This is a genomic window from Marinobacter litoralis (assembly GCF_003336705.1).
Taxonomy (GTDB): domain Bacteria; phylum Pseudomonadota; class Gammaproteobacteria; order Pseudomonadales; family Oleiphilaceae; genus Marinobacter; species Marinobacter litoralis.
Genome location: NZ_QMDL01000002.1, coordinates 760563 through 773448 on the forward strand (window position 1 = coordinate 760563; position 12886 = coordinate 773448).

Annotated in this window: 11 protein-coding genes; 1 reads left to right on the plus strand and 10 read right to left on the minus strand. The window is 55.9% G+C overall.

Translation table 11 applies throughout. From position 1 onward, the window contains the following. Positions 1-69: 69 nt before the first annotated feature. Genes DOQ08_RS09090 through pqqA form a run of 6 tightly spaced genes read right to left on the minus strand, consistent with a single transcriptional unit; the run spans position 70 to position 5098 of the window. Positions 70-1992: an alpha/beta hydrolase family protein gene (locus DOQ08_RS09090; RefSeq protein ID WP_227537560.1), complete on the minus strand. Its 1923-nt coding sequence runs from the start codon at positions 1990-1992 to the stop codon at positions 70-72. Continuing rightward, positions 1886-3019, minus strand: coding sequence for a pyrroloquinoline quinone biosynthesis protein PqqE (gene pqqE, locus DOQ08_RS09095; protein ID WP_114334578.1), 1134 nt, complete (start codon positions 3017-3019; stop codon positions 1886-1888). The genes DOQ08_RS09090 and pqqE overlap by 107 nt, the downstream gene beginning before the upstream one ends. Then, positions 3016-3300, minus strand: coding sequence for a pyrroloquinoline quinone biosynthesis peptide chaperone PqqD (pqqD, locus tag DOQ08_RS09100; protein WP_114334579.1), 285 nt, complete (start codon positions 3298-3300; stop codon positions 3016-3018). Before pqqD ends, pqqE begins: the two co-directional genes overlap by 4 nt. After that, positions 3290-4045, minus strand: coding sequence for a pyrroloquinoline-quinone synthase PqqC (pqqC, locus tag DOQ08_RS09105; RefSeq protein WP_114334580.1), 756 nt, complete (start codon positions 4043-4045; stop codon positions 3290-3292). Before pqqC ends, pqqD begins: the two co-directional genes overlap by 11 nt. 8 nt (positions 4046-4053) lie before the next feature. Continuing rightward, on the minus strand, positions 4054-4971 hold the full coding sequence (pqqB, locus tag DOQ08_RS09110) for a pyrroloquinoline quinone biosynthesis protein PqqB (protein ID WP_114334581.1): 918 nt from the start codon (positions 4969-4971) through the stop codon (positions 4054-4056). 55 nt (positions 4972-5026) lie between these two features. Further along, positions 5027-5098, minus strand: coding sequence for a pyrroloquinoline quinone precursor peptide PqqA (gene pqqA / locus DOQ08_RS09115; RefSeq protein ID WP_007153157.1), 72 nt, complete (start codon positions 5096-5098; stop codon positions 5027-5029). A gap of 232 nt (positions 5099-5330) precedes the next feature. On the opposite strand from pqqA, the gene DOQ08_RS09120 reads away from it, so the two are divergent. Continuing rightward, complete coding sequence (locus DOQ08_RS09120; RefSeq protein WP_114334582.1) at positions 5331-7457, plus strand: NosR/NirI family protein; 2127 nt, start codon at positions 5331-5333, stop codon at positions 7455-7457. 16 nt (positions 7458-7473) lie between these two features. Here DOQ08_RS09120 and acuI read toward each other — a convergent pair whose 3' ends face one another. From acuI to DOQ08_RS09140, 4 genes are all read right to left on the minus strand, one after another. Next, positions 7474-8457, minus strand: a complete 984-nt coding sequence (gene acuI / locus DOQ08_RS09125) for an acrylyl-CoA reductase (NADPH) (protein WP_114334583.1) — start codon at positions 8455-8457, stop codon at positions 7474-7476. A 46-nt stretch (positions 8458-8503) separates the two neighbouring features. Then, complete coding sequence (gene acuR / locus DOQ08_RS09130; RefSeq protein ID WP_114334584.1) at positions 8504-9142, minus strand: acrylate utilization transcriptional regulator AcuR; 639 nt, start codon at positions 9140-9142, stop codon at positions 8504-8506. Positions 9143-9374: 232 nt separating this feature from the next. Continuing rightward, the gene (exaC, locus tag DOQ08_RS09135) at positions 9375-10895 is read right to left on the minus strand and encodes an acetaldehyde dehydrogenase ExaC (RefSeq protein WP_058341837.1); all 1521 of its coding nucleotides are present in this window, start codon (positions 10893-10895) and stop codon (positions 9375-9377) included. Between the two features lie 204 nt (positions 10896-11099). After that, entirely contained in the window at positions 11100-12875 is a 1776-nt protein-coding gene (locus DOQ08_RS09140) for a PQQ-dependent methanol/ethanol family dehydrogenase (RefSeq protein WP_114334585.1), read from the minus strand. Positions 12876-12886: the final 11 nt, after the last annotated feature.

Here is a 12886-nt window from a genome sequence, read left to right on the forward strand (position 1 = left end):
ACTCGGTTGTTGTTATAGGTACTGCTGACATACTACCCCATGTTTCAGGGCGCGACACCGGGCTTTTGGCTAACACCTCCGTCTCGCCAAGGCTGAATAGAATAGCCAAAGCGTATCAAGTACTTTGACTTGGCTCTCCAAGGTGCGGAATCCGTGCTCCTCTTCATCGAACCAAACAAGCTCTGCTTGCTGGCCAGTCTCTTTAAGGGCCTTAACCATCGAGAGCGTCTGCTCTGGAACAACAACGCGGTCACGCCCACCTTGAAAGAACAACGACGGGCAAGCAATCTGCCTGGCTAGTCGCGCCGGTGTACGAGTTTGCCATCGGTGGCCCTTTGGCCCAGGTTCACCTAAAAGCCAATCCAGATAACCGGACTCAAAGCGATGAGTGGCGGCTTTCAACGTTAGCGGGTCGGTAACACCGTATAAACTTGCCAGCCCACTCAGGCGCTGCTCAGGCTGGATAGCCGACATAAGCGCGGTATAGCCCCCCGAGCTTCTGCCCTGAACAAACACCCTGTTGGGATCAACCAAACCAGCGTCGCTGAGCGCAGCTTTCATCCTGAACATATCGCCGACATCGGTCTCGCCCCATTGGCCCGCCAGCGCCTGCCGGAACTCGCGACCAAACCCGGTGCTGCCGGTATAATTTACTTCCGCAACCGCAAACCCCCGCTGACACCAGAACTGCGCCTGGGGATTGAATGTTGCGTAGGCCGCCGACGTTGGCCCGCCGTGCGCGATCAAAATAAGCGGCGGCTTTTCAACAGGGTGCTCCGGCAGGTACAAAAACCCTTGCAACGCATGAGGATGCTCGCCGCCAGATGGGAGCACAATACTCTCTGGCCATACACAGCTCTTGCCACCTAAAGGAACAGGCGCACTAAACAGTGGCTGAGCTTGCTGTCCGGCCAAAAGATTCAATCGTAGAATCGTGTCGCTCAGATCTGGCCTGCGCGCGACACAATATAGATCGTCGCCGCTGACGACGAGATCACGAAAATCGGTGTATGCACTAGCAATTTGCCTGATCTCGCCTTTCTGTTCCAGCCATAGCTCACCAATGCCTTGGCGATAGCGGACCCGTGCCCAACCACCTCCCGGTAGAGGACAAGCATGTTTTTCTGCCAACTGCCATGGCGCATTCGCGTGGTCCGTGCTGGAAGAAAGTGCGGGTAACCAATGCAGCTTTCCGTCTTGCCGGAGCACCCGATAAGGCTGCCACCAATTACCGTGGTCTGAGACAACCCACAAACTTTGTGCCACGAATTGCGGTTGCTGAACGCTGCCACCCCCGGGCGGTTCGGCTTTGGCGACATTTACCGGCTGACCGGAGCTCTCCAACTCAGCGAGACAAACCCACGATTGATCCCACGGCATATGGGGAGAAAACCACCCGGTCCATGCAATCTGCTGCCCGTCCTGACAGACGGCTGGAGCCCCGTAAAAGTCAAATTGATCATCCAGGACCGTCAGACGGCCAAAAAAATCAACGGCGACCAGGTCTTGCTCTCCCCGCTTCTCTCGAACAGCTATCCAACGCATCCGGAGCGGATCGGGCGTAAGCCCGCCCCATGTAGAATCTGGGTCCCTGACCAAAAGCTGCCGTTGGCCGCTCTTCAGATTCATGCTCCAAAGGCATTGTTCCTCCGACACCCAGCACACAAATTCCGAAGTGACTGCATAAGCGCCGCCACCGTAGCCGTTCAGCCGGCTGCGGATACTGTCCCCCGTATTCAGTCGCTCTGATCGTTGACCATCAAACCGCCATAGACTGACAAAGCCGTCCTCGGGCTCTGTCGCCAACCAAAAAAGCCCCCCCCCACTGACCCGCAACTCGGCATACTGTCGCGCCCCAGCACAGGCTTCCCGAGCTGAAATCAGCTCACTTTCGGAAAAAGACACGGGAGTTCTTGGTGTTTCGATAAACGAGATCATCCAGCCCAGCCGTGGCATGCTCGGCCGCCGTTCGCGCAGCCAGAATCCGGTCATGATGAGGCGACTTTCCGCACACCGGGTCCGCATTATCGGCATCCCCAGTCAACAGGTAGGCCTGACAGCGACAACCGCCAAAATCCTTGTCTTTTTCATCACAGGAACGGCACGGTTCCGGCATCCAGCTATCGCCCCGGTAATGGTTAAAGCCGGGGCTTTGGTACCAGATTTCTTCGAGCGACATCGACTGTACGTTCGGAAATTCGATGGGAAGTAACCGTGCACTGTGGCACGGCAAGGCCGTCCCATCGGGCGCTACGGTCAGAAACAGACTTCCCCAACCGTTCATGCAGGCCTTAGGGCGCTCCTCGTAATAGTCCGGAGTGACAAAAATCACTTTCATGGGATGCGCTCTCTCCCGGAGGTCATCCCGGTATTGATTCACCGTCGCCTCGGCGGTCTCTAACTGACCTCGCGAGGGCATCAACCCCTCACGATTGGCGAACGCCCAGCCATAGTATTGGCAGGTCGCCAGCTCGACATAATCCGCCCCGAGACTTTCACAGAGCGTGAGAATATCCGACATCTGATGAATGTTGTGGCGATGGATGACGAAGTTGAGCACCATCGGATAACCCGCTTCTTTCACCGCCCGAGCCATGGCCAGTTTTTGTTCAAATGCCTTTTTGGAGCCTGCCACCGCATTGTTCAACTCCGGGTCTGAGGCCTGAAAACTTACCTGAATATGATCCAGCCCAGCCTCCGCGAAGGCCTGAACCTTGGCTTCGGTGAGCCCTAATCCAGAGGTGATCAAGTTGGTGTAATAGCCCAGTTCCCGGGCACCAGCGATGAGCTCCGGTAAGTCTTGGCGCACCAACGGCTCGCCGCCGGAAAAACCCAACTGGGCCGCGCCCATGGCTCGGCCCTGCCGCAGCACATCCAGCCACTGTTCGGTGGAGAGTTCTTGCTCACGGTCAGCATAATCCAGCGGGTTTGAGCAGTACGGGCACTGAAGTGGGCAGCGATAGGTCAGTTCGGCCAGCAACCATAAAGGCGGCCCGGCAGTAGCATCGGAGCAGCTCATAACCATTCAATCCAATGTTGGTTTGTGGCATCGACCAGAAACTGCTCCACATCGCCCGACAGAGAGCCGGCCTCTGGAAACTTGCTTTCAAGCGATGCGATAATTTCCTGCTTAGACTGAACACCATCCACCTCTGCCAAAATGGCGCCGGCACTGGCATTCAATTTAACCATGCCTTCGGGATACAACAGCACATGACTTTGTTGAGCCGGCTCCCACTGAAAGCGAAAGCCTCTTCTCACATTCGGGATATCAGCCACAAAAATCTCCTTACACGCCACGATGCCAGACCTGCTTATCAGTCACGGTGTGATAGGGCGGCGTCTTGTGAACATAGGCCATGGACATGGCATCTAGCATGGTCCAGAGAATATCGAGCTTGAACTGTAATATCTCGAACGCCCGCTGCTGCTGAGCCTCCGTCACGAAGTGATCCAGGGTAATACCCAAGCCATGCTCCACATCTCGTCGCGCCTCAGACAAACGCTTACGAAAATAGCGATAGCCGCCTTCTTCAATCCACGGATAGTGAGCCGGCCAACTGTCCAACCGGGACTGGTGAATTTCCGGCGCAAACAATTCGGTTAATGACGAACAGGCCGCTTCCTGCCAGGTCGCTCGGCGGGCAAAGTTAAGGTATGCATCCACGGCAAACCGCACACCCGGCAACACGTGCCGCTGGTCAATCACCTCTTCCCGCGTCAGCCCTACGGCTTCAGCCAGCTGTAACCAGGCCTCAATGCCGCCGGCCGAATCCTCGTCACCGTCATGGTCCAGAATTCGCTGCAACCATAACCGTCGGACCGCTGCATCCGGGCAGTTGGCCATAATGGCCGCATCTTTTTGGGGAATGTTAATCTGATAGTAATAACGGTTAGCCACCCAGCCTCGAATTTGGTCCGGTGTGCAGGCACCGCTGTACATGGCGCGATGGAAAGGGTGATGAATATGGTAAAAAGCGCCTTTCACCCGCAACGCTTTTTCAAAACTGTCTCGACTCAGGACGGTGCTGACTTTAGCGTTCATAGCAGGCCTCACAAATCAATCTGCATACCGTCCCACGATACTTCGATTCCGTGCGCCGCCAATTTGGCACGCTCCGGCGAGTCTTCGTTCAGGATCGGATTGGTATTGTTGATATGGATAAGGATCTTGCGGCTGGCGGGCAGGCTGTCGAGCAATTCGATCATGCCGCCTTCACCCGACTGGGCTAAATGCCCCATTTGCTGACCGGTTCGGGTACCCACTTCCTGACGAATCATTTCATCATCGTGCCAGACTGTACCGTCTACCAATAAAACATCGGCTTGCTGCATCCATGCCCGGATGCGTTCGTCCGGCTGACCAAGGCCCGGTGCGTAGAGCAGAGATTTATTCGCAACACGATCCCGAATGAAAAGGCCAATGTTGTCGCCCGGGTGCGGGTTATCACGGCGAGGCGAGTATGGCGGCGCATTACTGAGCAACGGAATTGCCGTCAGCTCCAGTGAGGGTGCGCAAGGAATAGTGAAAGGATCTTGTTCCGAAGCATGGACTTCACACCAGTTGAGCCCGCCGTTCCAATGCTTAAGCATCTCGAACAACGGAAAACCGCTGCTCAGATCATCACGAACCTGCGGCGTGCACCATACATCGAGGGGCAGTCCCTCACGCAGAGATAACAAGCCGGTGGTGTGGTCGACCTGGCTGTCCATCAACACGATGGCAGAAATACCGGTATCGCGTAGAGCTCGGGCCGGCTGCATGGCTGGAAAATCGGCTAACTGCGCTCGAATATCAGGTGAGGCGTTAAACAGAATCCAGTGTTCACCATCGTCACTGATGGCTATGGATGATTGGGTGCGGGCACTGGCATTGAGGCTGCCGTCACGGAACCCGGAACAGTTAGAACAATTACAGTTCCACTGAGGAAACCCGCCGCCCGCTCCAGAGCCCAGAATACGAATGTGCATACAAAACCTCCTGAGCCGGGATCAAACAGCCAGCCAAAGGCTGGCCATCTGTTACTCAGCGGTTAGCAAAGTACATGGTGACTTCGAAACCGATACGCAGGTCTTCATAAGCTGGTTTGGTCCACATGATGATCACCTCTTGTCATGATTATTAGTGCGTTGCATGTATGTATCCACACCCTTGGAAAGCCGAAGGGTACGATTTCATGCTAATGACAGAGGACCACTATCCATATGGTACTTTGGAACTGTTTTAGACCGCCTTAAAGTAGCAGCGCTTTGGCCCGCTGGTTCAATTGAGACTCCCCCGCAGGCACCTAACATGAGACAGATACAATAATAATGTCAGGAGAAGTCTTATGGCCGGGCGCTTGTTGCTCATCATCTTGATGGCATTCCCTTTATCAGGGCATACCGCGGAGGTACCTCAGGAAACCAAAGAGGTTATACAGGCGCTGTTTCCTTCGGCAACCGTCATTGAAGACAAGCTGCCCGACTTTCCCGTTTACCCGGTGTACCAATTGCAGGAGCTATTGGGCTACGCCTACGTCTCCACGGACTTCACCAAACTTCAGGGCTTTGCCGGAAAGCCGATCACCATGATGATCGGACTGGACACCAAAGGCCGCTTCACCGGGGTGAAAGTTCTGCACCATCACGAGCCGGTCTTCCTCCACGGCCTGGGCGAAGCGCCACTGACCGAGTTTGTGAACCAATACGAAGGCAGCGCCCTGACCGAACAGATCATCGTGCAGGCTTCCAGCCGTTCGGCGCGCAGCAACACCGGCGATCAGGTGTACTTCGACGGGGTCAGCAAAGCGACTGTTTCGGTGCTGATTATCAACGACACCATTCTTTCCTCTGCGCTTCAGGTGGCTCGAAACAAGCTCGAAGGCTTTACCCAAGCAGCCCCCACACAAGCCCGGCAAGATTTCTATGAGCCACTGAACTGGCAGCAGATGCTGGAGCGGGGTTACATCAACAAAGTCATCATTTCTTCGGACGAGGTCGAAGCGAATCTCGGGCGCCCATTGTCGGACTACCCCATGGATCTCGAACCGGAGCCCGGCGAACCTTTTACCGAACTGTACTATGCCTACATGAACTCACCGATGGTGGGTCGCAACCTACTGGGCGATCAGGCCTACGCATCATTCCTTGAGCGCCTGAACGACCAGGGCAAGGTGATGTTGCTTATGTCCCGAGGGGTTTTCCAGCATGTGAGCCCGGACTTTGTCCCCGGCAGTACCCCCAGCCGGACGGGGCTGAATCAGGGCCAGCTGGCCATCGAGCTACGGGATCTGAACTGGCTGGAAACCGGGCAAACTCTTGCCGCACCCGGAGCCCCCGTCATGGACGCGATGAATCTGTTTCGAGTGGGCGGAAACGCCGGCTTCAACCCCGGCTCCGAGGCCAGCTTTCACTTGGACGTTGCTCTACCACGCAATCACCTGATCACTGATAACGCCCGTTTCACCATGCCCGTTGCGTTTGCCGATGAGCTGTTTGAAACGGTGGAGGTGCAAGCGGATCCGCGCCAAAATCGCGAGCCGGTTTGGGTGGGTCTTTGGAAAGAACGCGGGTGGCAAATCGCTTTGTTGGTGGCCGCTTTGTCGATACTCACGGTATTTTTTGCCCGCCAGAAAACCCTGACCCGCCACCCGAAACTGGTGCACCGGTTCCGCTGGGGATTCCTGTTCTTCACGGTGTTCTTTATTGGCTTTTACGCCCAAGGCCAGCTTTCTGTGGTGAATATTTACACGCTGTTCCTCGCCCTGTGGGACGGGTTCTCCCTGAACGTCTTCCTGCTGGACCCGGTTATTTTCATTCTCTGGATGTACACCTTCGCCACCTTGTTTATCTGGGGGCGCGGCTTGTTTTGTGGCTGGCTGTGCCCGTTCGGGGCGCTACAGGAAATGGCTTCCTGGCTTGGGCGAAAACTCGGATTGCGTCAGATTAAAATACCCGAACGCCTGCACCGCCAGCTTATCCTGCTGAAATACCCAATTCTGCTGACGCTGGTCGGTACCGCGTTCTATTCATTAACACTTGCAGAACAGTTGGCCGAGGTCGAGCCGTTCAAAACCAGCATTACCCTGCACTTTGTACGGTATTGGCCCTTCGTAGCGTACGCCGCCATTCTGCTGGTCATCGGCATGTTTGTGCACAAATTCTACTGCCGATACCTGTGCCCGCTAGGCGCCGGGCTTGCTGTACTGGGGCGCTTCCGTCTGTTCAGCTGGCTGGATCGGGTCAAACGATGCGGGCAACCCTGCCAGCACTGCAAGAACGAGTGTGGCATCAATGCCATCCGAAAAGATGGTCGTGTGGATTACGACGAGTGTATTCAGTGCTTGGAATGCGTGGTGATATTACGTGACCAGAACCAGTGCGTGGATGCCATTGTTCGCAACAAACAACAGCAAAAACAGGCAAGGATCCTGGCCACGGATGCTACACCACGCCAGACCTCAGCAGCGCATTGAAACGCGCTGCCGGGGGCTATTCGGCTACGGGGATCACGATGCGCCCACGAATGGTTCCGTCCATAAACTGGCTCGCGGCCTGGATGGCCTCATCAAATGGCACTTCGGTGATCATGCTGTCCAGCAGTTCCGGGGAAAGGTCTTGCGCCAGCCGTTCCCAAGCCTCTAGGCGGTCCTTTTTGGGTGCCATGACACTGTCGACACCGCACAAGGTAACGCTCCGGAGAATAAAAGGCGCGACCGTCGCAGGGAAGTCCATGCCCGCAGCCAGCCCACAAGCCGCGACAACGCCTCGATACTTCATACCAGCGCACACGTTGGCCAGAACATGACCCCCAGCAACATCAATTGCACCCGCCCAGGTTTCCCGGGCCAAAGGCTTACCCGGCTCGCTCAATTCCGCTCGATCCAGAATCTGTTTGGCGCCAAGAGATCTGAGATAACTTTCCTCTTCTGGCTTACCTGTTACCGCCGTCACCGAATAGCCTAACTTGGCCAGAATCGCGACGGCAACACTGCCGACGCCGCCGGTTGCGCCAGTGACTAAGATGTCGCCGGAATCCGGTGTGACGCCGTGTTTTTCCAACGCCAACACGCACAACATCGCGGTATACCCTGCGGTGCCGATGGCCATGGCCTGGCGCGCTGTAAACGATGCTGGTAGCGGAATCAGCCAATCACCTGACAAGCGCGCTTTCTGAGCAAGGCCACCCCAATGTTTTTCACCGACACCCCAGCCGTTGAGCACGACTTCATCACCGGCTTTAAACTCCGGGTTGGATGATTCAGTGACCACACCGGCCAAATCAATGCCCGGAACCATCGGGTAGGATTTCGCAATCGGAGCAGTGCCAGTAATCGCCAATGCATCCTTGTAGTTCAGCGTGCTGTAGGCGACATCGACGGAGACATCACCTTCCGGCAACCAAGCCTCGTCAATGGATTTTAGGGACACTTGCTGGTCGCCCCGGCTGCCTTCCATCAAAATACCTTTGAACATATTGCCTCCAACGATTCTGTTTTGTGATTTGAATCAGGCTGCTTGATCAGCAACCACGCACCAACGCCATAAAGCCGCTGGCAAATTGCTCCAGAGGTTGCGAGGACTGCTCGAGCTTGGCGCGCAATACCGCGCCCTCCCAACCAATCCAGAAAAACTGTGCCATCTGCTCCGGCACCAAGTGCTGGGGAGCCTCCCCCGCCTGTCGGGCTTCTTCAAGTACCCGGGCTATCCGGGCTTCCCAATCTCGGAATACATCACTTAGCAGGCCGCGAAAACTCTCCGGCAGCGCAGCCATTTCCTGCCCCATATTTCCGATCAGGCAACCGCGCCTGTAATCGAACTTTTCCATGCCAAGCTTGGCGTCTTCCACAAAACCCTGAATTCTGGCAAGCGGTGTCAGGGAACTGTCCGCTAACGAACGTTCCAGCTTGTTGGCGAAAAACAGGCCGTAGGCCTCAATCAGCGCTTTACCGAAAGCTTCTTTGTTGTCGAAGTAATGGTAGAAAGAGCCTTTAGGCACCTTGGCCTGGCGCAAAATTTCATCAAGCCCTGTGTAGGAATAACCCTTCTCTGTTAACGCTGCCAGCCCAACCCCAATCAAAGCCTGCCGGGTGTCCTGATAACCGGCGCTCTGACTTTTAGGGGGCCGCCCTCTTTTGCGCTTGACTGGAAACGTATCCACATCCACTCCTATATTTTAGACCGACCGTCTAATTAATTAACAAAAGAATACGACCGATCGTCTATTAAATCAAATAAAAAAGGCCCTGGGATCGGGCCAAAAAGAGAGGCAAATCTATTCCCGCGCTCGGAAGAGCGCCCCGGCAGGTGCCGGGTTTAACAAAAGCACAATCCCTGTGCGGTCACACAAAAACGGGACCGGTACGAACCGACCCCTTACTGCCGTTTACAGATCAGAAAAATCCAAGAGGATTAGTGTCGTAGCTGGTCAACATACACTTGGTCTGCTGATAGTGTTCCAGCGCCATCTTGTGGGTCTCGCGGCCAACACCGGACTTCTTGTAACCACCGAAGGCCGCGTGGGCAGGGTATGCGTGGTAGCAGTTCATCCAGACCCGACCGGCCTGGATATTGCGGCCCATGCGGTACGCAAGATTGGTGTCGCGGGTCCACACGCCGGCACCCAGACCAAACTCGGTGTCGTTGGCGATGGCCAGGGCTTCTTCCTCGGTCTTAAAGGTGGTGACGCCCACCACCGGGCCGAAGATTTCTTCCTGGAACACCCGCATCTTGTTGTCGCCCTTGAACAGGGTCGGCTGGATGTAGAAACCGTTGTTGAACTCGCCTTCCAGATGCTCGCGGTCACCACCGGTCAGCACAACCGCGCCTTCCTGACGACCAATTTCCATGTACGACATGATTTTGTCGAACTGTTCCTTGGACGCCTGAGCACCAACCTGAACGTCGGTATCCAACGGGTTGCCACGCTTGATGGCCTTGGTGCGCTCAACCACTTTCTGCATGAACTCTTCGAACATATCTTCCTGAACCAGCGCCCGTGACGGGCAGGTGCAGACTTCGCCCTGGTTGAAGAACGCCAGCACCAGGCCTTCCACGCACTTGTCGATGAACTCCGGCTCTGCCTTCATCACATCAGAGAAATAGATGTTAGGGGACTTGCCACCCAGCTCAACCGTGGACGGAATAATGTTTTCGGCTGCACACTTGAGGATGTGCGAGCCAACCGGGGTGGAGCCAGTGAAGGCGATCTTGGCAATACGCTTGCTGGTGGCCAGGGCCTGGCCGGCTTCGATGCCGTAGCCGTTGACAATGTTGAGCACGCCCGGCGGCAGCAAGTCGCCAATGATTTCCATCAGCACCAGGATGCTGGCCGGGGTCTGCTCGGCGGGTTTCAGCACGGTGCAGTTACCGGCGGCCAGGCATGGGCCCAGCTTCCAGGCCGCCATCAGCAGCGGGAAGTTCCAGGGGATAATCTGACCAACCACGCCCAGCGGTTCATGGAAATGATAAGCTACGGTGTTGTGGTCGATCTCACCCATGTGACCTTCCTGGGCACGCAGGCAGCCTGCGAAGTAACGGAAGTGGTCGGCCGCCAGCGGGATGTCGGCATTCAGGGTTTCACGAACGGCCTTGCCGTTGTCCCAGGTCTCCGCCACCGCCAGCTTTTCGAGATTGGCCTCGATACGATCAGCAATTTTAAGCAGGATGTTGGAACGCTCTGTAGGGGATGTTTTGCCCCAGGCCGGCGCGGCCTTGTGGGCGGCGTCGAGCGCCAGCTCGATGTCTTCAGCGCTGGAACGCGGAATTTCACAGAAAACCTCGCCGGTGACCGGCGTGATATTTTCGAAATACTGGCCTTTTACCGGCGCTACCCATTCACCGCCAATGTAGTTCTCGTAGCGGGATTTGAATGAAACAACGGAGCCTTCCTTACCTGGTTGTGCGTAGATCATGACGTTGACCTCTTTGTTGTGTTTGTCGCTTGGCAACGCGGCCTTTCGCGTTTACGTATTCAATGTAGTCGCCACACGCTGATTCGTGAATGATTCGTTGGAGGGGAACCACTGGTACCTTGGTAGTAGATGCCGGGGTGCCAGCAATCGCAAAGATAAAAAAAGGGCCACCCGCAGGCAGCCCGAAGAGACACTCAACTCAGCTTATTTAGCGGCAACACGATCCTTGGGCAGCTTGAACGTCCAGACCATACCACCCTGGTTGAAATCCTTGACCACCTTGGCCACTTCCCCGCCCCAAAGGGGTACAGCACCACCCCAGCCAGAGAGGACTGACACGTACTGTTCGCCATCCATGGTCCAGGTGACCGGTGTACCAACCACGCCTGAACCGGTATTGAACTTGTAGAGTTCTTCGCCGGTCTTCGCATCAAAGGCTTTCAGGTAGCCTTCCGGGGTTCCTGTGAACACCAGGTCTCCCGCAGTGGTCATTACGCCACCCCAAAGAGGGGCCGGGTTCTCGTAGCGCCAGACTTCCTCACCGGTTTTCGGATCCATGGCCCGGAGCACGCCGATATAGTCTTCATTCGCGGGCTTGATGGTGAAGCCGGCACCCAGGAAAGCCGCGCCCTTCTTATAGGAAACTGGCTCGTTCCAGATGTCCATCGACCACTCGTTCGACGGCACGTAGAAGAGCTCGGTTTGCGGGTTGTAGGCCATCGGCATCCAGTTCTTGCCGCCCAGGAAGGCCGGTTGGGCCACTACCGTTTCACCCTTGCCAGCTTCAGAGTTCGAGGGATCGCCAGGGCGACCGTTCTCGGCAAAGATCGGCCGGCCGGTTTCCGGATCCAGGCCTTCAGCCCAGGTGATCTTGTCGACAAACGGGAAGCCGCGAATGAAATCACCGTTCTCGCGGTTAAGCACGTAGAAGAAGCCGTTACGGTCAGCAGTAGCCGCCGCTTTGATGGTCTTGCCGTTTTCCTTAAGATCAAACGAGATCAACTCGTTTACGCCATCGTAATCCCAGCCGTCATGGGGCGTGGTCTGGAAGTGCCACTTGATGCTGCCATCATCAGGATCAATGGCCAGGCGTGAAGACGAGAACAGATTGTCGCCCGGGCGCAGATGAGAGTTCCAGGGAGCCGGGTTGCCTGTGCCAAAGAACAGAGAGTCGGTCTCTTCATCGTAGGTGCCGCCCAGCCAGGTTGCAGCACCACCATTTTTCCACATATCGCCCGGCCAGGTCTGTCCGGCTTTACCACCAGAAATACCGCTCTCGATTTTCTTGCCGTCTTTGTAGACGTACCCCATGTGGCCTTCAACGGTCGGACGGGTCCACATCAGGTCACCAGTGTTAGCGTCGTAGGCCTCTACCTTACCCACAATACCGAATTCACCGCCGGATACGCCGGTGATCACTTTGCCCTTAACAATCAGTGGTGCAGCTGTGATGGCATAACCTGCCTGGTAATCAGCTACTTTCTTGATCCACATGGGCTTGCCGGTGTCTTTATTCAGCGCCACCAGCTTTGCGTCCAGAGTGCCGAAGATCACCTTGTCGTTATACAGCGCCACACCCCGGTTAACCACGTCGCAGCAAGGCATGATGCCATCCGGCAGCCGGGCATCGTACTGCCAGATTTCCTCACCGGTCTTCACATCAATGGCATAGACACGGGAATAGGAAGCCGTTACATACATCACGCCGTCCTTGATCATGGGCTGGGATTCCTGCCCCCTCATTTTCTCACCACCAAAGGCAAAGCCCCACACCGGCTGCAGGTGTTTTACATTGTCGGTATTCAGGTCCGTCAGTGGGCTGAAGCGCTGGCCCTGGAGGCCCATGCCATAGCTAACGATGTCGTCGGTGGTTTCGGCGTCTTTCAGAATATCTTCATCGGTTACCGCATGGGCCCCGCAGGATACGGCCAGTGCCAGTGCACTGGCGGCAATGCGAATCCCGAATTTGTTCGATCTCATGGTTGCGCTCT